Origin of the sequence: Pseudoalteromonas sp. SWYJZ12, assembly GCF_015864395.1 — a bacterium.
Lineage (GTDB): Bacteria > Pseudomonadota > Gammaproteobacteria > Enterobacterales > Alteromonadaceae > Pseudoalteromonas > Pseudoalteromonas arctica.
The window spans coordinates 24,182-48,051 of record NZ_JADYXH010000018.1 but is presented as its reverse complement, the minus strand read 5'-3'; the positions used below and the strand labels follow the sequence as shown (position 1 = coordinate 48,051).

The window sequence follows — 23,870 nt, the reverse complement described above, 5'->3', positions numbered from 1 at the left end:
AATAACAATCAGCGCCATAATTTACAGCACTAACGCTCGTAAACAGGAATTCAAATGAAAAAACAAACATTACTCAGTGTTTCAATGCTTGTAGTAACACTTACTTTAACTGGCTGCCAATCAGCTTATTATTCTGCGATGGAAAAAGTGGGTGTTCACAAACGCGATATTCTTATTGATCGCGTAGAAGAAACCAAAGACTCGCAGCAAGAGTCACAAGAAGAATTTAAATCGGCACTAGAGCGCTTAACTACTCTAATCGATTTTAATGGTGGCGAACTACAAGACACTTACAATCAACTAAACGATGATTACGAGTCGAGCTTAAATGCCGCTAACGAAGTCTCAACTAACATCAATAAAGTAGAAGACGTGGCAGAAGCGCTATTTGATGAGTGGGGCGATGAGTTAGAGCAATACAAAAGCGCATCACTTAAGCGTGAAAGCAGCAAAAAGCTAGCCGCGACTAAGCGTCAATTTGATCAGCTATTACGCTCAATGCGCAGCGCAGAGAGTAAAATGGAGCCAGTATTAACCTCGCTTCATGATAACGTTTTATACTTAAAGCATAACTTAAATGCACAAGCGGTATCGGCTATTAAAGGTGAGTTCACTAACCTTAAGCGCGATATTCAATTGTTGATGAACGACATGAACAAATCGATTGCCGACTCAAACAAATTTATTGAACAAATGAATAGCGCTGGCTAATCATTTGTTACTTTAACAAGCCTGCTTAATTGCAGGCTTTTTTATGTTAAAGGGAATGCTAAAAGGGATTTACAATGAAACGCTTTTTAACCGCAACAACGCTTTTATGCTTACTAACTGCCTGCGCCGCACCTAATAATATTAATCGTATTACCAGCCCCGACTCAGTTATTGTTATTAATGATAAGAACGGTCGTTATAAAAATTTATACGCAGGTGAAAAAACATATCCCACTACCTGTACTGAAAACTGCTACCCAGCCCACCCAGACTTACTATGCAAAACCGGCAGCGAAAACTGCCAGTACCAAGGCCAGCAAACTAAGCCACAACTTAGCACCGGCTATACCGTACGCTGGCTTGGCCACGCTAGTTTTGTAATTAACACCCCAAATGGTCAAAGTGTGCTGTTTGATCCGGTAAAAAATCAGTTTGATTCTCCAGTCGCACTTGGCTTTAAACTCGGCGGTGGTATTTATCGTAAAGCAGGCGCTTGGCCTAGTGAGCAAGAACTGGAAAATATTGATGCGGTAATGTATTCGCATATTCATTACGATCACTTTAATAAAGCCGACATACAAAGCATTGGCAATAAACCTCGCTATTTAACACCACTCGGTATGGCCGACAACTTCCCTACCGGCGGTTTTAATATTAGCGAAATGCCGTGGTATTCAACAACCAACATTGACGACTTAGTTATTAATGCCGTGCCAGCTCATCATTTTAGCGCTCGTGTATTGGTGCCCTTTATTTACGAAGATAACAATAAAGACTTATGGAATGGCTGGCTGCTTGAACAAAACGGCAGTACCTTATTTTTTGCAGGCGATACAGGCTACTCAAAACACTTTAAAGACATACAGCAAAAATATGGCGATATAGATGTGTGCTTAATACCAATCGCATCTTACTACAGTAAAGAAAGTGGTAAATTTTATCGTTACGTCCACACCACACCAGAGGATGCGCTCAACGCAGCACAAGAGCTTAACTGCAAAGTAATGATACCGTGGGGATACGGTAACTCTAGCTGGAAAATGGGCGACCATACTAGCCACTCTGCCTTACTGCGCTTATTACATATGGTTAAAAAAATGGATGCTAAAACACCGTTGTATATTTTAAACGAAGGCGAAAGTATTTCACTATAACTATTTACTTAGCTGTTTTAAGATTGTTATTACATTAAGACAAATCCACAATAAAATTGAGAAATTAATGAAAAAATTAGCACTCGCCTTAAGCTTTTTATTAAGCACGCCAGCAATGGCTATTGATGTTGAACATACATCAACTCCAATTACTATTGATGGCGTATCAGAAAGCGCATGGGATAAAGCCGCTTGGCACGATATGCCTTATTTAATGGATGGCACACTGCCATCAAGCGATGCCGACTTTAAAGGGCGTTATCGCTTACTGTGGGATCAAAACTATTTATACCTACAAGCCGATATTGTGGATGATGTTTTAATTGATACGCACGCCGATCCAACCTATAAATATTGGGATGACGACGCGCTTGAAGTATTTATTGATAGCGATGCATCAGGCGGTAATCACCAATTTAATCACACCGCTTTGGCGTACCACATTGGCCTTGATAACCAAGCTGCCGATTACGGCCCTGATAAAAAAGCCCATTTGTATACCGACCACCTAGTTAGTAACTGGAAGCGCAACACCACCGCGCCCTTTAATATTACCTGGGAAGTAGCAATAAAACTCTACCCGAATGATTATAAAGAAGGTGCTAAAAATACCCCAATTACACTTAGCGAAAAGCAAGTAATCGGCTTTATGTTAGCGTACTGTGATAACGATGGCAGTGACGTGCGCGAGCATTTTATGGGCTCACACGAAGTACAACCAGTAAATGGCGACAGAAATCGTGGGTTTATAGATGCAGATGTATTTGGCAAAATAACCCTACTTCCTAAAAAGTAAATTGGGATTTATCTCAAAAAGCGAAAAATAAACCAGAACTGCCAGGGATAACTCTGACAGTTCTAGAGCTGCTTCAACTATTAGATATTCTCATTAAATTCGCCTACTGCTGATATTTAAAATATCTTAGAATGAATTTAACTTTTTTCGTATATTGAATGTGTTTTGATATTTTTTAAATGAATCTAACCACTTTCTTAAAGTTACAGCTCTTCGCTTAGCTGTACTTTCACTCAAACCAGACGATCTTTCCAATAAGAATGGAACTGCACTCTCACGGTTTAATTCAAAAACAGATTTTACATTTGAGTATTTTAGCCACGCCCAACCACATACTGATCTTTCAAAAAGATCTATTAAAATAGTTGCTTGCTCTTCCAATGTTTCAGCTTCCGCAAGCTTTTGACCAATAGGAGTTAATTGCCCTCCCAATTTAGTTAAACCTAGCATTCTAGCAGCGGAAATATAGTATGAAATCTGTCGCTCAACCAAATTTTCCGTATGCGAATTGAAAGGTTTACCATCATACTTTTTCTTTATAAAAGTTATTATTCTAGATATTTCATCTGCTTGAGGAATTGCTTCACTACCTACACGACTTTGATTATACTCATTTAGTGACTGAGCCGTGCTTTCAAGATTATCCGCATCTATAGAGCTTAATATACTTCCAGAGTTAGTTCTGAACTCAAACTTTAAATTATAAGTTGATAAATTATTCACTAATGACTCAATAGTTGACAAGTCAATATCAAAACTTCTCAGCTGCTCTAAGGAACCGTTTGATTCAATTAAAGCATTAAGTATTTTTGATGCTTTTGATATTAACTCTTTATTATGAGCGGCTTTAAACTGCATTTTATATGAGCCGACTCCTGACAAAGCGGGCTGAAATGCAGGTTGTTTCAAATCTAAAGAGTCGACAATTGTTCTGTAAACAGCCTCCCAAGCACCAAATATTTCCTGAACTGAGCTCCATGAGATATCTTTTTTTCTTTTATTTTTTTCGTTTCGACTTAACCTAATTTCGTGATATTCTTTATTCGATGCAAATGAATCCAATGGGCGGCTATATGACTCATATTCAGTATCAGATACTCTTTTGACTGCAAATCCATGAGGGGGTAAAGCTTCGTAATCAACTTCATTTAATGTTAATAATTTTAGTTCAGGAGCTAAATCAATATCAAAATAAGTTTTTATTTCAAATATTTTCTTAAATCGAAAAGCATCTCTTAGCTGAATAAATCCATTTTCAACTCTTTCTTGCTCAATTTTAGAGAAATCAACATAGTACCATGTATCAGAATCCTCAAATTCGTCAACCCAGTAGACCAATAGATCTTTATTTAATTGTCTAGAGTGGACAACAAAAGCTCTAGGAACATCATATCTATAATACTCTTTTATTATTGATAACTTCCCGAACTCTTCAGTCTCAGGTAAAAAGTATATAGACATATTTATTTAACCACCCTAAAACAACCTTCTATACCTGTTTTTTCTCTTAACCAAGCTTCAAAATGGCTTTTTTGATTTGCCTTTGACATTTTTCCATGCATAGGAATAAGTTCGCCCTCAGCAATTTTTTTATTTCTTTGCGGTTTAAATGAGCTTCTTGCAAACTCAATATTACTTAAATTACGAAACATAGACGTACCGTAATCAGCCGCCTTAAGGTTTTTACTATTTTTTTTATGGGGTTCTTTATTGTGCCCAACAAAGTCCAATTCAGAAGGTGGGTTACCTTTTACTAGTCTAAATGCAACACCATTGGCATCGCTAGCATCACTAGGAGGAACATCATTAGGGAAATCTTTTGGCCATGTACAGTGATCGAAAGTCATAAACATCCTTATTTTAATAATAACCTTTCTATTGAAATCTCATATGCTTCTTCAGATAAATCATTTCCAATGAAATTGCGACCCAAGTTTAATGCAGCCTTACCAGAAGAACAAGACCCCATAAATGGGTCACATACTAATTCACCCTCATTACTACTTTGCTTTATTAATATCTCAATTAACTCTACTGGTTTTTCAGTAGGATAGCCCCGATAGACTCGTGGTACACTTAATATATCAGGAACAGATAAATCCTTAATCTTACGTTTACCTTTTTCAAAAAATAATATGAACTCATATCTTGCTCTATAATGATACCCCATACCTATCTTTACTTTATCCCAAATAATAGGCTTCCAAAACTTGAAACCAACTTTTTCGGCTATGGGTTTAATTATAAAAGCTGTTTCTTGATCACATAATAAATAAAAATGACTATTTTTTTTGAGTACTCGATATATCTCAACTAATAATTCCTCAAACCTAGAATTTGGAAAAATTTCAAACCATTTATTGCTTGAAGCTTTACTATTCTTTAGTCTAGTTGTTGTACCTATTTTACGATGTTTCTCAAGCGATTCATAAGGAGGGTCTGTAACAAATAAATCAACCGTTTCGTCATCTAATGTTTTTAACCAGCTTACTGCATCACCTAAATGTAAGTTACAGTTATCTTCATTAACGGAGCTAATTGGTGATCGTGTAAGATTTTTATTCAATTTTTAAGCCTTCAGATAAGAGCAATATAATTTGCGAGTTGTATACACAGTCATTTTTACAAGAGTTCTTTTATGTTTAGTATATTCTTCTTCCATAATATACTTTGATGCATAGGTTAAATACTTTTAAATTTGAAGTCGAGACTAATACCTCTTTTCTATAGTTTAGTCTTAAGCTTATTACCACAAAAAAGCCGCTGTATTTTTCAATACAGCGGCTTTTAAAATCATTATTCTAAATTAATAGATTATGACTTAGGTCCACGACCTGCACGTTTACGTTCGTTTTCTGTAAGGTAACGCTTACGAATACGAATGTTTAGTGGAGTTACTTCAACTAGCTCGTCATCATCGATGAACTCAAGCGCTTGCTCAAGTGAGTAGTTAAGGTGTGGAGAAAGCGTTTGCGCTTCATCAGTACCAGATGCACGTACGTTAGTTAACTGCTTGCCTTTAAGGGCGTTAACTGTAAGGTCGTTATCACGGTTATGAATACCGATAACCATACCTTCGTATACTTCAACACCGTGACCGATGAATAAACGGCCGCGTTCTTGTAAGTTGAATAATGCGTTAGTAAGTGCTTTACCTGTTGCGTTTGCAATCATTACGCCGTTCTTACGAACACCGATGTCGCCACCTTTGTGAGGACCGTAATGATCGAACGTATGGTACATAAGACCAGAACCCGAAGTAAGCGTCATGAAATCAGTTTGGAAACCAATTAAACCACGGCTAGGGATCATGAAATCTAAACGCATACGGCCTTTGCCATCTGGAGTCATGTTAGTAAGTTCACCTTTACGTAGGCCAACTTGTTCCATAACAGAACCCTGATGCTCGTCTTGACAGTCAATAGTAACTGTTTCAAACGGTTCTTCTAGAACGCCATCTACAGTACGTAAGATAACTTCTGGACGAGAAACTGAAAGCTCGTAACCTTCACGACGCATGTTCTCGATTAAGATACCTAGGTGTAATTCACCACGACCAGAAACACGGAAGCTATCTGGGCTACCAGTATCTTCAACGCGAAGTGCTACGTTGTGTACTAATTCTTTGTCTAAACGTTCACGGATATTACGTGACGTTACAAACTTACCTTCTTTACCACAGAAAGGTGAGTTATTTACAGAGAATGTCATTGTTACAGTTGGCTCATCAACACTTAATGGTGGTAATGCTTCAACGTTTCCTGGAAAACAAACTGTATCAGAAATCTTAAGCTCACCAATACCTGTTACAGTTACGATGTTACCAGCGTAAGCTCTATCAGTTTCGATACGTTCAAGACCTAGGTAGCTTTGTACTGCACCAATTTTACCATTACGTGTAGTGCCATCAGCACTGATAATAGTAACTTGTTGGTTAGGAGCAACAGAACCACGTTTAATACGACCAATACCAACTACACCAACATAAGAGTTGTAATCTAGTTGAGAAATTTGCATTTGGAAGTCACCTTCAGGATCTGCATCCGGTGGTGATACTTCGTCAACGATCATCTTGAACATAGGTTCCATGTTGTCTGATGGCTCGTCTAAATCTAGTGTTGCCCAGCCGTTGATAGCTGAAGCGTAGATTACTTTAAAGTCTAACTGTTCGTCAGTTGCGCCAAGGTTGTCGAATAAATCAAAGATTTGATCCATAACCCAATCAGGACGTGAACCTGGCTTATCAATTTTATTGATAACTACGATTGGCTTTAAGCCTTGCGCGAATGCCTTTTGCGTAACGAAACGCGTTTGTGGCATTGGACCTTCTTGAGCATCAACAAGTAATAATACTGAGTCAGCCATCGAAAGTACGCGTTCAACTTCACCACCGAAATCGGCGTGTCCCGGAGTATCTACGATATTGATATGGTAGTCGTTCCAAGAGATGGCTGTGTTTTTAGCCAAAATGGTAATACCACGTTCTTTCTCAATGTCGTTTGAGTCCATCACGCGCTCTTCGTTACCGCCGCGTGTTTCTAATGTACCTGATTGCTCAAGTAGTTTGTCAACCAGAGTTGTTTTACCGTGGTCAACGTGCGCGATAATCGCTATATTTCTTAACTTTTCGATGCTCATATATTTACTCAGAGAAATTAAATTCTCAATGATCCTGCAAGATCTACGCACTCATCCACGCTTTCGCGAGATGTCCCAGCATAGGATTTAAAAGGGCGCATATTATCCCTCATTAATGACATGGATGAAAGTTTATCCAATACATATTTTAAAACTTTCTCAATACTTTTACTAAGTATCTGTTTTATATATGACAATTATATGAATTAAATTTCAATATTTTTTTGAAAAACAGTCTTTTTGGCTATTTTTCCGATCTTTTTGTTACTCTTTTACATTTAGGTTATGCTAATTTCAGCTGATTAAATTAACAACAAATTACGCTCTGTAAATTTTGCACTAAAATGGAATATTTACGCACCAACATGGTGCATTTATATATTCCATTTTGATGCAATGATATTTTTTTAATTTATAAACAGCCAGTTACAATAATGGCACAAAATCAGCTTAGTAAATACCAAAGCAATTATGCAGCAATAACAAAACCCAATAGTTGGAGGACACATGTCACAATCGGTTTTAGATTTTATTAAAGAAAATGACGTCAAGTTCATTGATTTACGCTTTACTGACACTAAGGGTAAAGAGCAACATGTATCGATTCCTCATCACCAAGTTGATGAAGATTTTTTCGAAGACGGTAAAATGTTCGACGGTTCTTCAATTGCAGGCTGGAAAGGCATAAACGAATCAGACATGGTATTAATGCCAGTTCCTGAGTCAATCAAACTAGACCCTTTCACTGAAGAAGCGACATTAATTTTACGTTGTGACGTAGTAGAGCCTTCTACACTACAAGGCTATGAGCGCGACCCGCGTTCTGTTGCTAAGCGTGCTGAAGATTACATGCGTTCTACAGGCATTGCAGACACTGTTTTATTTGGCCCTGAGCCAGAATTTTTCGTATTTGACGATGTTAAATACAAATCAGATATGTCTGGTTCTATGTACAAAATTGATTCTAAGCAAGCTGCTTGGAACTCAGATAAAGAATATGCAGATGGCAACACTGGTCACCGTCCAGGTGTTAAAGGCGGTTACTTCCCTGTTGCTCCAGTTGATGACTTCCAAGATTGGCGTTCAGCTACGTGTCTAGTTCTAGAAGAAATGGGCCAAGTAGTAGAAGCACATCACCACGAAGTAGCAACAGCAGGTCAAAACGAAATCGCTACTCGCTTTAATACAATGGTATTAAAAGCGGATGAAATTCAAGAAATGAAATATGTTATCCATAACATGGCTCACTTATACGGTAAAACAGCAACGTTTATGCCTAAGCCAGTTGTTGGTGATAACGGTTCTGGTATGCATTGTCACCAGTCTTTAGCTAAAGACGGTGTTAACCTTTTTGCTGGCGATAAGTACGGCGGTCTTTCTGAAGATGCACTTTACTACATTGGCGGCATCATCAAGCATGCTAAAGCAATTAACGCTTTCGCAAATGCGTCTACTAACTCGTACAAACGTTTAGTACCAGGTTTTGAAGCACCCGTTATGCTTGCATACTCTGCACGTAACCGTTCTGCATCAATCCGTATCCCAGTGGTTCCATCTGAAAAAGGTCGTCGTATTGAAGTACGCTTCCCGGATCCAACTGCTAACCCATACCTTGCTTTCTCAGCAATGCTTATGGCTGGCCTTGATGGTATCAAAAACAAGATCCATCCTGGCGATGCTATGGATAAAGATTTATACGACTTACCAGCTGAAGAAGCAGCAGAAATTCCAACTGTTGCAGCATCACTTGACGAAGCACTATCTGCACTTAGCGCAGACCGTGAATTCTTAACTCAAGGTGGCGTATTCACTGATGACTTAATCGATGCTTACATCTCACTTAAGTCTCAAGAAGTTGAAAAGCTTAACATGACAACTCACCCAGTTGAGTTTGAAATGTACTACAGCTGTTAATTAAGCTGTAAAAAATATGTGTGTTCTCAAGCCCGCTTTGCGGGCTTTTTTAATGGTAAAATTAGTCAATCTCCACTAAAGTTAAGTTACCGATAAAAATGCAGGGCTGCAGAGTGAATAACAAGATTTTATTACTATTAATTACTTTAGGATTAAGTAATTATGGTTATGCCGGTGAAACAAAAATATACGCTTGGAAAGATAAAAATGGCGTATTAGTGTTCTCAGACACCCCTCATAAAGGGGCCCAAGAGGTAAAGCTCACCAGCCAAGATCTTAATATGCCTGCAACAAATACTGACATTTTTGACGAGCAACCTCAGCCTCAACAAGCGGCCTTTAGTATTGCTATTTCCTCACCTGATCATAACCAGACTATTCGTGAAAATACCGGCACTGTTTATGTAACTAGCCGAATAAAACCACGCTTTGAAACTGGTTTTACTATACAACTTTTTATTGATGGTAAAGCACACGGCCCAGCCAGTGACAGCTCAACCTTTGCAATTAGAGATGTAGAACGTGGTCAGCACACACTACAATTAAAGCTTTTTAATAGTAAAAACCAAGTTATTGCTACAAGCGAACCCTGCATATTTTTTATGCACCGAAAAGGGCTAAACCCAGGTAACTAAATTGGGGCATTACTAAACGTGCAGCAGTGTATTTAACCATATAACTTGCTTGCAAACATCCACGCACTAAAATGGTGCAGCTATGATTAATAATAAAAACTTTAGCCCTGAGCTACTCGATGCCATTTGGCAAAATCAAACAACCGCTATCATGTTACTTGATAAAAACTTCACCGTTGTATATGCCAATACCAGTACCAGCGAGCTGCTTGGCCTTGGTAATAAGCGCCTATTAGATCAACCGTTTGATAGCCTTTTTAACTACCATTCAATCGATTTACAGCGTATAGAACAATACTCACTAGTTGAAGGCGTAGATTGCCAGCAGCATAGAGCTGACGTGGTTTTTAGCGATTCTCGCCATGCAAAAGTAACCGTAAGTACACGACAAATTAAGTTTAATGGCTCGCTTTATATTTTATTTGAGTGGCGCCAAACCGATGACGAAATTAAGCACGACCAAGCGTCTAATCAAATGCATCAATATCAAGCTGCCCGAAACCTAATTAGAGGGTTAGCTCACGAAATTAAAAATCCTTTAGGTGGAATTCGCGGAGCGGCGCAGTTATTGCAGTATGAGGTTGATCAACAAGAAAGAGATCAATGTGCTGAGCTCATCATTGAGCAAGCCGACCGATTACGCGAACTAGTAGATAGGCTTTTGGGGCCCAATCAACTTCCGCAAAAATCGTATGGCAATATACATCAATCACTTGAATCAGTTGCAAGGCTAAGTACGTTAGATAATTGTTCTAACATTAGCTTAGTTAAAGATTACGATCCAAGTATTCCTGATGTATACATTGATCAAGGCAAAATTCAGCAAGTGGTATTAAACATTGTTCGAAATGCCCAACAGGCGCTTGTAGATGGCGGTGAAATAACAATAAAAACCCGCATTAATCATCAGCATCGTCGCCCAGGTAAAGCACCTAAAAAAGCCTTGTTGATCCAAATATCTGATAACGGACCAGGTATTGATCCCAGTGTACGCGAAACACTGTTCTACCCTATGATCACCAATAAAGAAGGTGGCTCTGGGTTAGGACTCTCAATAGCGCAAACACTGATAGATCAACATGATGGCTATATAGAATGTGATAGCTGGCCTGGACATACTGAATTTAATATCTATCTGCCCTTTGCAGATTAATGTTTGGAGTTTGCATGAAAACAGTTTGGCTTGTAGATGATGATGCTTCTATTCGATTTGTACTTGAAAAAGCACTAACCCGTGCAGGGTTTAACACAGAGAGCTTTGCTAATGCGCAAGATGTACTAAGCGCCCTAAAGTTTAGCCAACCTACTGTTTTAGTTTCTGACGTACGAATGCCTGGCATGGATGGTATGGCGTTGCTTGAGCTTATAGCAGAGCAAAACCCTGGGCTGCCCGTTATTATAATGACTGCGCACTCCGATTTAGACTCAGCTGTAAACGCATTCCAAAAAGGGGCTTTTGAATACCTAGCTAAGCCGTTTGATTTAAACGAAGCGGTTGCCCTAGTTGAAAGCGCATGCAGAGCAAATTCCACTAAAAAAACTAAGCGTAAACAAGCTCCACCAAAAAGTGCCCACATAATTGGTGAAGCACCCGCTATGCAAGAGGTGTTTAGAGCGATAGGTAAGCTATCGGCTTCAAGCATGAGCGTATTAATAAATGGTGAATCTGGTACGGGTAAAGAACTCGTCGCCAGCGCCCTGCACAACCATAGCCCACGTAAAGAAAATCAATTTATTGCACTTAACATGGCAGCCATTCCTAAAGAGCTTGTTGAGTCAGAGTTATTTGGCCACGAAAAAGGCGCGTTTACGGGCGCCGATAGCGTGCGTAAAGGCCGTTTTGAGCAAGCCAATGGCGGCACACTATTTTTAGATGAAATTGGTGATATGCCACTTGATGTACAAACACGTTTATTACGCGTTCTTGCCGATGGTGAGTTTTATCGCGTTGGTGGCCATCAAAGTATAAAAGTAGATGTGCGTATTATTGCAGCTACGCACCAAAACCTTGAAGATTTAGTTAAACAGGGCAAGTTTAGGGATGATTTATTTCATCGTCTTAATGTTGTGCGCCTACGTTTACCTGCTCTTCGAGAGCGTACTGAGGACATAGAAAGCTTATCGCAACACTTTTTACATAAAAGCGCTAAAGAGCTACAAGTAGAAAGCAAAGTGTTGAGCCCTAAGGCAACTGAGCAATTACGTTTATTTAATTGGCCAGGCAATGTACGTCAATTAGAAAACACCTGTCGCTGGCTTACAGTTATGGCACCGGGTGAGCTTGTAAGCGAGCAAGACTTACCGCCGGAGATTCTGGATGCTTCGCCAACCCAAGAAGAAGGTGATTGGCTAGATGCGTTTCAGCAATGGCTTAATCAAGAGCTTAAACAAGGCAAAGAAAATATTTGGCCTGATATTCAAGCCCAGCTAGAAACTCGTTTAATTAAAACCGCACTGGCTAATTGCTCTGGTCATAAGCAAGATGCTGCTATAAAAATTGGTTGGGGGCGCAACACGTTGACCCGCAAATTAAAAGAGCGCAATATTAGCTGATTAAACGCTTTTAACACATTTGGTTATTGATGAAGCTAATCGAGCATATTCCATTATTCAAACAAATGGAAATTATAAACAGGCTGCACTTTTTTAAAGAATTTACGCTCAGCGAGCGCCAAGTCTTATTGGAGTCGTTCGGCCTGTTGTATTTAGTAAGCCAGCATCAATTTTTATTTAAGCAATACGATAACGACAAACGTTTGTACATTGTACTTAGCGGCGCGTTATTAGTATTTAAACATAATCATTTGCTAGAACTAGGTACTATTGAGCCCGGTGAATTTATAGGTGAAGGCGCTTTTATAAATAACCGAGAACGCAGCACCAGTGCTCGCGCTAAAACCGACAGTATAGTCCTCGCTATTACCCCTGAAGCCCTCACCCATTTGCCTAATGTTATCCGCGAAAAAATTAAAGACCGAATTATAGAAGGTATGAGTCTGCGCATTGCCAAACTAAGCGAGCATATAGAAACTCACGGTTAGTTCAGTCCATATAAATAATTTGTAGTGAGCAGTCAAGCCAGCTGGAGTTATTAACGTGAGCTGTAAACCTGTAAGTATCGGATGGTTTGGCGCCAAAGGGCGTATTTATAAGTGGTTGTGAGTGACTGTATGTTTGCGAATAATTTTTGTAATAAATGACAACGTAACCGTATAAAAACTCCCAACCTAACCTTACAACAGCGTCACTGGGTAAGGTAAAGTCAGCATATTTATCTGTAAATGTGACGAGTAAATCATTGTACTTGTCTTCGCTGCATTGAGTTGTTCGTAACTTTTTAGGCATAACAAAGGTTGTACCCGCCACTACATTTTTTAGATAAAAGCCTATATTGCCATCACCATAAAAATGATTTGAACGCGTTGTATAGTTAACTTGTGGCTCGTAACCTAGCCCCTGCATAATAGTAGCTAACTGCTCAGTCTCTTTTGGGTAAATTTTGTCACTTGATAAGAGTAATGTAGCCTCACCAAACTCTGATGGGATTGCCAGCGATACATATTCATAAGGGAGCGATTGTGCTTTTAGCGCAGCATCGAGCTGATTGCTCTGTTCATCTTGCAAGTTTTCACTAAATACATACACGGTAGGTTGTTGGCACGCAGCTAATGGTAATGCCAACACACACATTAAAATTCCATTTTTCATAGTTACCCCTTTTGATTACGCTTGTAGTCTATTAAAGGTAACTATTTATAGCAATTTAATTTGTTTGGCTATCTAACCAAGCATCAACACTTTTGCGAGTATATAAAACTTCTTTAAATAAACGATGACGTTCAAACTCGAGTTTTGTTTTTCTCGTGGCATCACCACTAACTAAACGGCTATGGGTATCATTGAACTTTGAAATTACAGAAAAACCGCGTTCATCTTGATCAGCTTGCTTTTTTACAGAATTAGCAAGGTGCTCTCTAACATCGTCAGCAGTTAACATACCTGAATTGTCTAATCCCATTAGCTCTTTTTTCATTGCTAATCTTACGCCCATTTCCTACTCCATTTAATGAAAACTATTTAATCCGCCAAAGTTTTAGCAATTAGCAGGCCATACGTAAAATTAACTGCTGCAAAGGTTACTCTTCAATTGCTTCAGTTTTTTTAAAGACAGATAAAATACATAAAAAATTTCATAACTATTTACGTATTACAATTAACGAAAGTCACTTGCTTTGGTGCAAAAGTAGCTGCAAGCCTTTATACTACAGCTTGTGCGTTACCCCACCGAGAGCAAATATGAACGAAGAATACATAGAAATAGAATTAGAAGAAGAGCCGATTGAGCTTTGTAAATTATTAAAAGTACTAAACTTAGTTGAAGGTGGCGGCCAAGCTAAAAACCTAATTACCGAAGGCTATGTGGGTGTTAACCATGAAATTTGTACAATAAAGCGGAAAAAATTATACAGTGGCGATGTATTAGAATTTGATGGCGAATTTTTTAAACTTGCGCTAAGTGAAGATGCAACCCCTGCAGAAAAACCTGCGGTACAAACTCAAGCAGAGTCAAAGCAAGCTGCACCACAACCAACAAATCAGCCAGCTAAAAGTAAGCGCAAGCGAACTAAAAAACCAAAAGTAGATGATAAAACAGGTCGTCGTCCTATTTCATTTGGTTAAGCATTTAAAAGCCCTCTTTTTATATAAAAAGGTCAACTTGTATAGTTGGCCTTTTTACTCTTTAATAACCTAGTTAATAATAATAAAAACAAGGTTATAAAATGTCTGTTAAAACACCTAAAAATTGGTTTAAGCCCGTTGTATGGGCGGCACTCGTATGGAACTTACTTGGCGTTATTGCATTTGCTATGCACATGATGATGACACCCGAAATGATAGGTAAACTTCCGCTAGATCAACAAGCTGCCTACTCTAACGTTCCTATTTGGTCAACCATTGCATTTGCTATAGCTGTATTTGGAAGCACTTTTGGTTGTCTGTTTTTACTTGCTAAAAACGCGCTGGCAACACCTACTTTTGCGCTATCGCTCGGCGCTATTTTAATTCAGCAATATTATAATTTTGTGGTCATAAACAGTATTGAGCTACTTGGCGCAAGTGCTGTATTTATGCCTATTTTTGTAATCGTTATTGCCATCGCTTTACTTTGTTTGAGTATTAAAGGTAAGCAACAAGGTTGGTTACAGTAATTAATAAGGGTCGAAATAACTTTTGATCCTACCTCTTTCAAATCATCTCTTGAAATTAAACTTTTCAGCATCATCTCTACTATATTAACTGTATAAAATTCGTTCTCTAAACACGGTTTTTTACACTGGTATGTACTTTGCAGCTCGAACACTACAGAGGTCACTCTTCAAAATATTTTTCTAATTCATAAAGGGGCAAATAATGAATAATAGTTTCGATACCCAACATCAGCTCACAATAAATGGTGAGCAATATCATATTCATTCTCTAAAAGGACTTGGCGACAAAGCGAAACGACTGCCCTTTTCCTTAAAAGTATTACTTGAAAACCTGCTTCGTAACGAAGATGGCGCAAATATAAAAGAACAAGACATTCAAGCCCTTCTTAATTGGGATCCTCAAGCAAAGCCTGCATCTGAAGTTGCCTTTACTCCCGCCCGTGTTGTTATGCAAGATTTTACCGGTGTACCCGCTATTGTAGATTTAGCCGCGATGCGTGACGCAATGGAAAAACTAGGTGGAGATCCTGCAAAAATAAACCCGTTATCACCTGCTGAACTTGTTATTGACCATTCGGTACAAGTAGATGGCTACGGAGACGATGGTGCATTTGATTTAAATGCAAAACTTGAATACGACCGAAATAAAGAACGTTATGAATTTTTACGTTGGGGACAAACCGCTTTTGATAATTTAAAAGTAGTGCCACCTGCAACCGGTATTGTCCACCAAGTAAATTTAGAATACTTAGCGCGCGTTGTTTTTAATGAAGAGCGCGACGGCAAAAAATTCGCTTACCCAGATACGCTTGTAGGGACTGACTCTCACACCACCATGATTAATGGCTTAGGTGTGCTTGGTTGGGGTGTAGGCGGTATTGAAGCTGAAGCAGCCATGCTTGGTCAGCCAATTAGCTTACTCATTCCACAAGTAGTCGGTATGAAGCTAAGCGGCCGCTTACCTGAAGGTACTACCGCTACAGATTTAGTGTTAACGGTAACCGAAATACTGCGTAACCATGGTGTAGTGGGTAAATTTGTAGAGTTTTATGGTGATGGCCTTGCCGACTTACCACTTGCCGATAGAGCAACCATAGCGAATATGGCACCTGAATACGGCGCTACGTGTGGTATTTTCCCAATTGATGATGAGACCATTAACTACCTTCGCTTAACAAACCGCGACGAAAGTCACCTAAAGGTAATTGAGGATTACGCAAAACACCAAGGTTTATGGCGTAACGATGGTGACGAAGCTAGCTATACCGATACACTCGAGCTTAAACTAGGTGATGTTGTACCAAGCCTTGCAGGCCCTAAACGACCACAGGATAGAATTTCCCTAGACAAGGCTGGTGAAGTGATTAGCCAGCATTTAAAAAACTTTCAAGATGAACGTATGGCTCGTCGTGATAATAGCGACGAAGAACAAGCTCGTATTGAAAGTGAAGGGCCAACAACAAATCCAGATGAACCAGTCAACGAAGCGCAGTTTATGGGCGCCGCCAAGGTTAAATTTAAAGGGCAAGAGTTTGAACTAAACGATGGCGCTTGTGTTATTGCTGCAATTACTAGTTGTACTAATACTTCTAATCCGAGTGTAATTTTAGCTGCTGGCTTGGTTGCCAAAAAAGCAAAACAGTTAGGCATTAATGTAAAACCTTGGGTTAAAACATCACTTGCTCCAGGTTCTAAAGTAGTTACAGACTACCTAGAAAAAGCCGGCTTAATGGACGACTTAGAAAGCTTAGGCTTTAACTTAGTTGGCTATGGTTGTACTACCTGTATTGGTAACTCAGGCCCACTAGCGACTGAAATATCAGATGCGATTCAAAAGCATAAATTAGTGGTTAGCTCTATTTTATCGGGTAACCGTAACTTTGAAGGTCGTATTCACCAAGATGTTAAAATGAACTTTTTAGCGTCCCCCCCGCTTGTTGTTGCTTACGCCATTGCGGGCAGAACCGATATTGACGTATACAACGAACCCCTTGCTCAAGATGCTAACGGTAACGATATTTACCTTAAAAACATTTGGCCAAGCGTTAAAGAAGTAAGTGACCTAGTTAAAGAAACAGTAACTAAAGAAATGTTCGAAAAAAGCTACGCTAACGTTTACGAAGGCGATAGCCGTTGGCAGCAAATTAAAATACCAGATGGCAAACTTTACGATTGGGATGACGCATCTACCTATATTAAAAAAGCACCCTTTTTTGATGGTATGAAAGTAGAACCACCAGGTATCCCTACTATCGAAGGCGCACGTTGTTTAGCTAAACTTGGGGATTCAGTAACCACTGACCATATTTCTCCAGCAGGGGCTATTAAAGCAGATGCACCAGCAGGTTTATACTTGCAAGAAAATGGCGTAGATAAAGCGCAGTTTAACTCGTACGGTTCACGCCGTGGTAATCACGAAGTAATGATGCGTGGTACGTTTGCTAATGTGCGTCTTAAAAACTTACTAGCACCAGGTACTGAAGGTGGCGTAACACGTACTCAGCCTGGCGATACGCTAGAGAGCATTTATGATGCAGCAATGGAGTATCAAAAAAATAATACTCCACTCATTATTTTAGCGGGTAAGGAATACGGTACGGGCTCATCTCGTGACTGGGCTGCTAAAGGCTCACTTTTATTAGGCGTTAAAGCCGTTGTAGCACAAAGCTATGAACGTATTCATCGCTCTAACTTAATTGGTATGGGTGTATTACCTCTGCAATTTAAAGAAGGTGAAAGCTACGAGTCACATGGGTTAACAGGGCAAGAACAATTTGATATTGATGGCCTGTACGATAAAACCGATGAAGTAACCGTTATTGCTACAAATGCCGAAGGTAAAAAAGTAACCTTGAGTGCTGATGTACGTATTGATACCCCTAAAGAGTGGGATTACTACAAACACGGCGGTATTTTACAATATGTACTGCGTAATATGCTCGACTAACAAAGACAGTAGTTAATACATTTAAAAGCCCAGTTTAGTAATAAGCTGGGCTTTTTTATGTGTGCTGTTTGTTGTCTTAAATCAATGCTAAGCATTTAAAGCGTGCCTACACTAGGGCCTGTTGACCTTTCAGGATTAAAATTTGTTCAACCTAGGGGCTATTTAATCGCGGCGTGAGGTTTGTAACCTAGTGGGCTAAGTAAAAACCGAGCAACAAAGAGTAAATAGCCCCTAGGCAGAACCCTTCGGGCAGCGCATGTTTGGCATTTATTCCACGTTATCGCCTATTCATGGGGAATAACCACACTACATAGGCTCTGCCTTGCCTAAATACCAAACACACTGCTGCAAATTTAACCTCGAAAGATAAACAGGCCCTAGGGCTACTCTTAGTGAGGTAACTATGTCGCAAACAATGATAATTAGGCTGCTTAAAACATCAATAGTGCTTGGGTTGTGCCTTATCGTGACTGGCCACACTTTAATTGTGTCGAGTTACTTCACTGTTAATCATGGTATTAAAGGAATAATTATAGCCGCGGCATGCATTGCTGTAGGTGTACTGCTGTCGCTTCCCACTAAAATATATTTAACCGTATTATTGATGGAAGCCGAAAAACGTTATTTAAAAAACCATAAAAGCACTCACTCTAAATAATTAGAGTGCACTTAAATTATTAATTTCTTTATTACGTTTTTCTAGTTTGTCTTTTACATTTTCGGCATCATTAAATAACTTTTTAACCGAGTCTGGGTTCAAAATACTGATCCCCTTTGGTGCAGCCGACATTGTATTTGTACTTGGAGAGGTATTTAAAATAGACGTGTCTTCTGCAGCAATAACAGTAATATCTTTAGGATCGAGTTTTACTTCAATACTTTTTGCATGCGGGTTAGGTGTATCAGAAAAGTGCCATTGGCCTGTTTCATCTTGCCACTTAAAAATTTTGCTGCTTGAGGTAGTACTTTCAGGCATTGGTTCATCAGAAATACTGCTCGCAATTTTATCGCCAGCTTGCTTAACGCCCTGCACTGCTTGGTCCAAAGTATTGCTAGATAGCGCAACCATTTTTTCTTTAATTTGCTGAGATTCACTGCTAATTGATGATGCAGAAAGCCATGTTTGACCATCGGGCTTTTTTAAATAAAACAAAGAGATAACTGCAATAGCCATGATTGATATAGCTAAGTAGGTAAAGTATTTCATAGCGTTCCTGCTTTAATTAATCCTTTATTGCCTTGAGTCTAATAAAAAATACTTAATTAGGCAATTTTTTGTACCCTAATAAAAGAAAATAAAAACGCAGCCGAAGCTGCGTTTTTATTTGCAATTTAACTACACCGTAGTCGCGTTAAATACCGTCACCATCCATGTGTAGTCCGCATTCTCGGTTTAAACCAAAAAAGCGAGTTTCTTCCTCAGTCATTCCTGGTTCTAACTTACGTGTTGTATGTACGTCTCCCATAGACACATAACCTTGCTCCCATAATGGGTGGTAAGGTAAATCGTGCTTAGTAAGATACTGATACACGTCGCGGTTAGACCATTCAATAATTGGGTAGACTTTAACGGTACCACGGCTAATTTCTACAAACTGTTTATCAGCACGTGTAGATGATTGATCGCGACGCAAACCACTAAACCACGTGCCCGCTTCTATTTCTTTTAACGCACGGGTCATCGGCTCTACTTTATTAAGCTGATTATATTGCTTAATGCCGTCTTCGCCTTTCTCCCATAGTTTGCCAAATTTAGCCTCTTGCCATGCTGGGCTAAGCGGCGCTCTATACACCTTTAAGTTAAGTGATAAACGCTCACTCATTTGCTCAATAAACTGATACGTTTCAGGAAACAAATAGCCTGTATCGGTTAATACAACGGGAATATCTGGACGTTGTGAGGTCATTAAATGCAGCATTACTGCCGCTTGAATACCAAAGCTAGATGATAAAAAAGCCGTATTAGGCAAGTTATCAAGCGCCCATGCAACACGCTGTTCTGCGCTCATATTCGCTAGTAAACCATTAGCATCAGCTAACATAGCCGTTTGGCTTTGTTTATCTAGCTGTAAAATGTTTTTAAATTCACTCATGGTAAATTCCAAACCTCACCAGCGCCAAAGCGCTGGTATTTAATTAAGCGTGAAAATCGGTTACTGATACTTTTACTTCAGCAACAATGCCTTTGCGTATAACAAAGTCACCAAAACACTCACCGTCATTGCGCTCGCTTGCCCATTGGCCAATGAGCTTATCGAATGCTTCTAGGTAAACGTCTTCGCCTACGTTCTCAAGGTACAATTTAGGAATACGTGTACCTTCTAAATTACCACCTAAGTAAACGTTGTACTTACCTGGGCCTTTACCCACTAAACCAGCTTCTGCAAGCATTGCGCGGCCACAGCCGTTCGGGCAACCTACAACGCGCATAATAATGCTGTCATCGGGTATACCGTGCTTAGCAAGTAATGCTTCAGTTTTTTCTACTAGGCTTGGTAAGTAACGCTCTGCTTCGGCCATTGCAAGTGGGCACGTTGGCAGTGAAACACACGCCATAGAATTTTTACGCTGCTGCGAATCTGTGTCGTCAATCAGGCCATGGCTACGTGCAATCTCTTCAATCACGGCTTTTTGATCTGCAGGTACGCCAGCAATAATTAAGTTTTGGTTTGCCGTCATACGCATGTCACCTTGGTGAACTTCTGCGATTTTACGACAACCTGTTTTAAGCGGCTTGCCTGGGTAGTCTAAAATACGACCACTTTGAATAAATAGCGTTAAGTGGTGCTTACCATCAATGCCTTCAACCCAACCAATGCGGTCGCCACGATGAGTAAACTCAAACGGACGGCTTGGTGCAAACGTAACGCCTGAGCGCTTTTCAACTTCTGCTTTAAATACATCAACACCTACACGGTCTAATGTGTATTTAGTTTTTGCATTTTTACGGTTTGAACGATTACCCCAATCGCGCTGCACAGATACAACATGCTCTGCAATTTTTAAGGTATCTTCTAGCGTAATAAAGCCAAAGTCATCGGCTTTGCGCGGATAAGTTGCTGTATCGCCATGCGTCATGGCAAGGCCACCGCCCACTAATACGTTAAAACCAACAAGTTTGCCGTTATCAGCAATTGCCACAAAGTTTAAATCGTTAGCGTGCACATCAACTTCGTTGTTAGGTGGAATAGTCACCGTGGTTTTAAACTTACGCGGTAAGTAGTTAGATCCTAAAATTGGCTCTTCTGTGGTTTCTGCTTTTTCGCCATTTAACCAAATTTCGGCATACGCTTTCGTTTTTGGTAATAAATGTTCAGAAATTTTTGCAGCCCAGTCATAAGCTTCTTGGTGTAACTCAGACTCAACGGGATTAGTAGTACAAAGCACGTTACGGTTAACGTCACCCGCTGTAGCAATAGAGTCTATACCTACGCTATCAAGCATTTGGTGCATGCCTTTAATATTAGGCTTTAATACACCATGAAACTGAAACGTTTGACGCGTTGTTAAACGAATACTGCCGTAGCTTGTTTTGTCATCTGCAAACTTGTCGATTGCTAACCACTGCTCTGGCTTAATAATACCGCCAGGCATACGTGCACGTAACATTACATTATGTAGCGGCTCTAGCTTTTGCTTAGCGCGCTCACCACGTATATCGCGGTCATCTTGTTGATACATACCGTGAAAACGAATTAGCTGAAAGTTATCGGCTGTAAAGCCACCGGTAATTTCGTCTGTTAAATCTTTTTCTATGGTGCCACGTAAAAAGTTACTTTCTCTTTTCAAACGTTCGTTATCAGAAAGTTTTACGTTTTTATCTTGTTCGCTCATTTTAAATCCTAAATTTGTTACAGTGACGGCTGCTAGCTGCTAAATAAAATAAGAAACGTGGTTAATACACGTCTTTCTGATAGCGGTTTGCGCTACGCAAATCTTTTAAATATTGCTCTGCGTCTTCATTGCTCTTGCCTGTGTTTTCTTTAACAATATCAAGCAAGGCGTTGTGTACATCTTTTGCCATGCGATTTGCATCGCCACAAATATAAAAGTGAGCGCCAGCTTCTAACCATTCAAACACGTCTTTACTGCTACTGCGTAACTTATCTTGTACGTATACTTTTTCGGCTTGATCGCGGCTAAATGCAACATCTACTTTGTTAAGTAAACCCGATTTTAAATAACCCTGTATTTCTACTTGGTATAAAAAGTCTTGAGTGAAATGTGGGTTACCAAAAAACAACCAGTTTTTGCCTTGTGCTTCACGCGAATCACGTTCTTGTAAAAATGCACGGAACGGCGCAATACCCGTACCAGGACCAACCATAATCACAGGTGTATCATCGTTAGTGGGTAGGCGGAAATTGTCGTTGTGTTCGCTAAATACTTTAACTTTACAACCTTCTTCTGCACGACGAGTTAAGTAACCAGTACAGCCACCTAAATGCTCGCTATCAAATGCATCAAATTGCACTAGGCCTAGTGTTAAATGCACTTCGTCTTCAACCTCAGCTTGGCTAGATGCAATTGAGTACAAACGAGCTTGTAGTTTACGTAGGCAATCTACTAATGTTTGCGCATCAATGTTTGCAGGGTTTTGGCGAATCACATCAAATATTTGACGAGGTTCAATATACGCACGCATTGCAGCTTTATCTTCTACAAGCTTTAATAATTCAGGCGTACCAGTTGCTATTGCGTATTTTTCTACAAAACCTGGGTATGACTGAGTCAGCTCTAGTTTTTCAATAAGTGCGCCGCGTACGCTTAGCTCTTCATCACCTACTTTTACAATGCTTGTTGCATCTATTTGAGTAAGTGTAAGTACTTCATCAACTAATACATCATCATTTAAAAAGTACACACCTAACGAATCACCTGGTGTGTAAGTAATGTCTGAACCTTCAAGCGAAATTTCAACGTGGCGTACATCTTTAGTTGAGTCGCGACCGGTAATTTTTTGAACTGTTAATAGCTCTGCTTCAAATGGATTTTGCTTTGTGTATTGGCTTGAAGCGGTCGTTGGTGCGCCAAATGGCATTGATACAACTTGACCACCAGCGGCTTCTTGCTGCGCTTTTAAATCAGGTTCGAATGCATCAACTGCACCGGCAATCCATGTTGCAGCTTCATCTTCGTAATCTACATCTAAATCAGCACGTTGATATATGGTTTGTGCACCGAGTTTATTTAAACGTTCTTCAAAATCTTTTGCTGTTTGACAGAAAAACTCATAGCTAGAATCACCTAAGCCAATAACCGCTATTTTTACATCGTCTAGTTTTGGCGCTTTTTTAGTGGCTAAAAATTCGTGAAGTGTTTCTGCGTCTTCAGGTGGCTCACCTTCGCCGTAAGTAGATACAACGATAGTTAAAAACTTTTCTTTTTTCAGGGCTGTTGGTTTGTAATCTGACATGCTAACAAGCTTAACTGCTAAGCCTCGCGACTCAGCCTGCTCTTTCATTTTGGTAGCTACACCTTTTGCGTTACCTGTTTGCGAACCATATAAAATAGTTAGCGCTGCTGCATCACCCGCAGCCGGTACGCCTGCCGTAGGTGCACCTAACGCAGCCGAATTAGCATTTGCAGCTAAGTAACCGCTTACCCACGCTTGTTGAATTGGATTAAGTTCAGCCACTAAACCTTGCAGCTTTTGTACTTGATCTTGCGATAGCGGGCTTGCCGCAGCATTTAGTTGACCTAACAACATGAATCGATTCCCCATAACCCTGAAAATTAAACACAACACACTTTGTGTATTGTTAAAAATGAGTTTTACCTCATCCAGAGCGTATCTGTTGAGGTTTTCTAAGTATGTAGGATAACGGGCTCTGCATAGATAAAAAAAGAATAGAATCTGCTTTG

22 protein-coding genes are annotated in these 23,870 nt (G+C 39.6%); 12 read left to right on the top strand and 10 right to left on the bottom strand.

Features of this window, described 5'->3' with window-relative positions; all coding sequences use genetic code 11:
- Positions 1-54: 54 nt before the first annotated feature.
- The 3 genes from I6F42_RS16145 to I6F42_RS16135 all read left to right on the top strand — a co-directional run bounded on the left by I6F42_RS16145 (position 55) and on the right by I6F42_RS16135 (position 2,661).
- Positions 55-711 carry a DUF2959 domain-containing protein gene (locus I6F42_RS16145; protein WP_010554796.1) on the top strand — a complete coding sequence of 219 codons (657 nt, stop codon included), beginning with the start codon at positions 55-57 and terminating at the stop codon, positions 709-711.
- 74 nt (positions 712-785) lie between these two features.
- On the top strand, positions 786-1,865 hold the full coding sequence (locus I6F42_RS16140; RefSeq protein ID WP_197152811.1) for an MBL fold metallo-hydrolase: 1,080 nt from the start codon (positions 786-788) through the stop codon (positions 1,863-1,865).
- Positions 1,866-1,932: 67 nt separating this feature from the next.
- Positions 1,933-2,661: a CBM9 family sugar-binding protein gene (locus I6F42_RS16135; protein ID WP_024593452.1), complete on the top strand. Its 729-nt coding sequence runs from the start codon at positions 1,933-1,935 to the stop codon at positions 2,659-2,661.
- 126 nt (positions 2,662-2,787) lie between these two features.
- Here the strand turns inward: I6F42_RS16135 and I6F42_RS16130 are convergent, their stop codons facing one another.
- The 4 genes from I6F42_RS16130 to typA all read right to left on the bottom strand — a co-directional run bounded on the left by I6F42_RS16130 (position 2,788) and on the right by typA (position 7,299).
- The gene (locus I6F42_RS16130) at positions 2,788-4,122 is read right to left on the bottom strand and encodes a DUF6575 domain-containing protein (RefSeq protein WP_197152809.1); all 1,335 of its coding nucleotides are present in this window, start codon (positions 4,120-4,122) and stop codon (positions 2,788-2,790) included.
- A gap of 2 nt (positions 4,123-4,124) precedes the next feature.
- Positions 4,125-4,508 carry a hypothetical protein gene (locus I6F42_RS16125; RefSeq protein WP_197152807.1) on the bottom strand — a complete coding sequence of 128 codons (384 nt, stop codon included), beginning with the start codon at positions 4,506-4,508 and terminating at the stop codon, positions 4,125-4,127.
- A gap of 8 nt (positions 4,509-4,516) precedes the next feature.
- Positions 4,517-5,200, bottom strand: a complete 684-nt coding sequence (locus tag I6F42_RS16120; protein WP_197152823.1) for a site-specific DNA-methyltransferase — start codon at positions 5,198-5,200, stop codon at positions 4,517-4,519.
- 275 nt (positions 5,201-5,475) lie between these two features.
- Positions 5,476-7,299, bottom strand: coding sequence for a translational GTPase TypA (gene typA, locus I6F42_RS16115; RefSeq protein ID WP_010554793.1), 1,824 nt, complete (start codon positions 7,297-7,299; stop codon positions 5,476-5,478).
- A gap of 507 nt (positions 7,300-7,806) precedes the next feature.
- Here typA and glnA point away from each other — a divergent pair.
- The 5 genes from glnA (at position 7,807) to I6F42_RS16090 (ending at position 12,889) form a co-directional block, all read left to right on the top strand.
- Complete coding sequence (glnA, locus tag I6F42_RS16110; protein ID WP_024594310.1) at positions 7,807-9,213, top strand: glutamate--ammonia ligase; 1,407 nt, start codon at positions 7,807-7,809, stop codon at positions 9,211-9,213.
- Between the two features lie 113 nt (positions 9,214-9,326).
- Positions 9,327-9,848 (top strand): DUF4124 domain-containing protein, encoded by a 522-nt coding sequence (locus I6F42_RS16105; protein WP_197152806.1) that lies wholly within the window; start codon positions 9,327-9,329, stop codon positions 9,846-9,848.
- An 82-nt stretch (positions 9,849-9,930) separates the two neighbouring features.
- Positions 9,931-11,001 carry a nitrogen regulation protein NR(II) gene (gene glnL, locus I6F42_RS16100; protein ID WP_197152805.1) on the top strand — a complete coding sequence of 357 codons (1,071 nt, stop codon included), beginning with the start codon at positions 9,931-9,933 and terminating at the stop codon, positions 10,999-11,001.
- 14 nt (positions 11,002-11,015) lie between these two features.
- Complete coding sequence (gene ntrC, locus I6F42_RS16095) at positions 11,016-12,401, top strand: nitrogen regulation protein NR(I) (protein WP_007582175.1); 1,386 nt, start codon at positions 11,016-11,018, stop codon at positions 12,399-12,401.
- Positions 12,402-12,430: 29 nt separating this feature from the next.
- A complete protein-coding gene (locus tag I6F42_RS16090) occupies positions 12,431-12,889 on the top strand; it encodes a cyclic nucleotide-binding domain-containing protein (RefSeq protein ID WP_197152804.1) in 459 nt (152 codons plus the stop codon).
- Between the two features lies 1 nt (position 12,890).
- Here I6F42_RS16090 and I6F42_RS16085 read toward each other — a convergent pair whose 3' ends face one another.
- Positions 12,891-13,556 carry a hypothetical protein gene (locus I6F42_RS16085; RefSeq protein WP_197152803.1) on the bottom strand — a complete coding sequence of 222 codons (666 nt, stop codon included), beginning with the start codon at positions 13,554-13,556 and terminating at the stop codon, positions 12,891-12,893.
- 55 nt (positions 13,557-13,611) lie between these two features.
- Positions 13,612-13,899 (bottom strand): hypothetical protein, encoded by a 288-nt coding sequence (locus I6F42_RS16080; protein WP_007582180.1) that lies wholly within the window; start codon positions 13,897-13,899, stop codon positions 13,612-13,614.
- A gap of 245 nt (positions 13,900-14,144) precedes the next feature.
- Here I6F42_RS16080 and I6F42_RS16075 point away from each other — a divergent pair, with 245 nt between their 5' ends.
- From I6F42_RS16075 to I6F42_RS16060, 4 genes are all read left to right on the top strand, one after another.
- Entirely contained in the window at positions 14,145-14,528 is a 384-nt protein-coding gene (locus tag I6F42_RS16075; RefSeq protein ID WP_010554787.1) for an RNA-binding S4 domain-containing protein, read from the top strand.
- 101 nt (positions 14,529-14,629) lie between these two features.
- The gene (locus I6F42_RS16070; protein WP_197152802.1) at positions 14,630-15,058 is read left to right on the top strand and encodes a hypothetical protein; all 429 of its coding nucleotides are present in this window, start codon (positions 14,630-14,632) and stop codon (positions 15,056-15,058) included.
- Between the two features lie 202 nt (positions 15,059-15,260).
- Positions 15,261-18,005: an aconitate hydratase AcnA gene (gene acnA, locus I6F42_RS16065; protein ID WP_197152801.1), complete on the top strand. Its 2,745-nt coding sequence runs from the start codon at positions 15,261-15,263 to the stop codon at positions 18,003-18,005.
- Positions 18,006-18,408: 403 nt separating this feature from the next.
- On the top strand, positions 18,409-18,663 hold the full coding sequence (locus I6F42_RS16060) for a hypothetical protein (protein WP_007582187.1): 255 nt from the start codon (positions 18,409-18,411) through the stop codon (positions 18,661-18,663).
- On the opposite strand, the gene I6F42_RS16055 is transcribed toward I6F42_RS16060, so the two are convergent.
- The 4 genes from I6F42_RS16055 to I6F42_RS16040 all read right to left on the bottom strand — a co-directional run bounded on the left by I6F42_RS16055 (position 18,664) and on the right by I6F42_RS16040 (position 23,715).
- Positions 18,664-19,212, bottom strand: a complete 549-nt coding sequence (locus tag I6F42_RS16055; protein ID WP_197152799.1) for a DUF4124 domain-containing protein — start codon at positions 19,210-19,212, stop codon at positions 18,664-18,666.
- A gap of 145 nt (positions 19,213-19,357) precedes the next feature.
- Positions 19,358-20,098, bottom strand: coding sequence for a phosphoadenylyl-sulfate reductase (locus I6F42_RS16050; protein ID WP_007582191.1), 741 nt, complete (start codon positions 20,096-20,098; stop codon positions 19,358-19,360).
- Positions 20,099-20,141: 43 nt separating this feature from the next.
- Positions 20,142-21,839 (bottom strand): assimilatory sulfite reductase (NADPH) hemoprotein subunit, encoded by a 1,698-nt coding sequence (gene cysI, locus I6F42_RS16045; RefSeq protein WP_007582193.1) that lies wholly within the window; start codon positions 21,837-21,839, stop codon positions 20,142-20,144.
- Positions 21,840-21,900: 61 nt separating this feature from the next.
- Positions 21,901-23,715: an assimilatory sulfite reductase (NADPH) flavoprotein subunit gene (locus I6F42_RS16040; protein WP_197152797.1), complete on the bottom strand. Its 1,815-nt coding sequence runs from the start codon at positions 23,713-23,715 to the stop codon at positions 21,901-21,903.
- Positions 23,716-23,870 lie beyond the last annotated feature (155 nt).

Coding starts and splice junctions, on each gene's coding strand:
- I6F42_RS16040 (WP_197152797.1), bottom strand. CDS start 23,715: ATGTTGTTAGGTCAACTAAATGCTGCGGCAAGCCCGCTATCGCAAGAT.
- glnL (WP_197152805.1), top strand. CDS start 9,931: ATGATTAATAATAAAAACTTTAGCCCTGAGCTACTCGATGCCATTTGG.
- I6F42_RS16135 (WP_024593452.1), top strand. CDS start 1,933: ATGAAAAAATTAGCACTCGCCTTAAGCTTTTTATTAAGCACGCCAGCA.
- I6F42_RS16085 (WP_197152803.1), bottom strand. CDS start 13,556: ATGAAAAATGGAATTTTAATGTGTGTGTTGGCATTACCATTAGCTGCG.
- cysI (WP_007582193.1), bottom strand. CDS start 21,839: ATGAGCGAACAAGATAAAAACGTAAAACTTTCTGATAACGAACGTTTG.
- I6F42_RS16070 (WP_197152802.1), top strand. CDS start 14,630: ATGTCTGTTAAAACACCTAAAAATTGGTTTAAGCCCGTTGTATGGGCG.
- typA (WP_010554793.1), bottom strand. CDS start 7,299: ATGAGCATCGAAAAGTTAAGAAATATAGCGATTATCGCGCACGTTGAC.
- I6F42_RS16080 (WP_007582180.1), bottom strand. CDS start 13,899: ATGGGCGTAAGATTAGCAATGAAAAAAGAGCTAATGGGATTAGACAAT.
- ntrC (WP_007582175.1), top strand. CDS start 11,016: ATGAAAACAGTTTGGCTTGTAGATGATGATGCTTCTATTCGATTTGTA.
- I6F42_RS16050 (WP_007582191.1), bottom strand. CDS start 20,098: ATGAGTGAATTTAAAAACATTTTACAGCTAGATAAACAAAGCCAAACG.
- acnA (WP_197152801.1), top strand. CDS start 15,261: ATGAATAATAGTTTCGATACCCAACATCAGCTCACAATAAATGGTGAG.
- I6F42_RS16140 (WP_197152811.1), top strand. CDS start 786: ATGAAACGCTTTTTAACCGCAACAACGCTTTTATGCTTACTAACTGCC.
- I6F42_RS16090 (WP_197152804.1), top strand. CDS start 12,431: ATGAAGCTAATCGAGCATATTCCATTATTCAAACAAATGGAAATTATA.
- glnA (WP_024594310.1), top strand. CDS start 7,807: ATGTCACAATCGGTTTTAGATTTTATTAAAGAAAATGACGTCAAGTTC.
- I6F42_RS16060 (WP_007582187.1), top strand. CDS start 18,409: ATGTCGCAAACAATGATAATTAGGCTGCTTAAAACATCAATAGTGCTT.
- I6F42_RS16125 (WP_197152807.1), bottom strand. CDS start 4,508: ATGACTTTCGATCACTGTACATGGCCAAAAGATTTCCCTAATGATGTT.
- I6F42_RS16055 (WP_197152799.1), bottom strand. CDS start 19,212: ATGAAATACTTTACCTACTTAGCTATATCAATCATGGCTATTGCAGTT.
- I6F42_RS16130 (WP_197152809.1), bottom strand. CDS start 4,122: ATGTCTATATACTTTTTACCTGAGACTGAAGAGTTCGGGAAGTTATCA.
- I6F42_RS16075 (WP_010554787.1), top strand. CDS start 14,145: ATGAACGAAGAATACATAGAAATAGAATTAGAAGAAGAGCCGATTGAG.
- I6F42_RS16145 (WP_010554796.1), top strand. CDS start 55: ATGAAAAAACAAACATTACTCAGTGTTTCAATGCTTGTAGTAACACTT.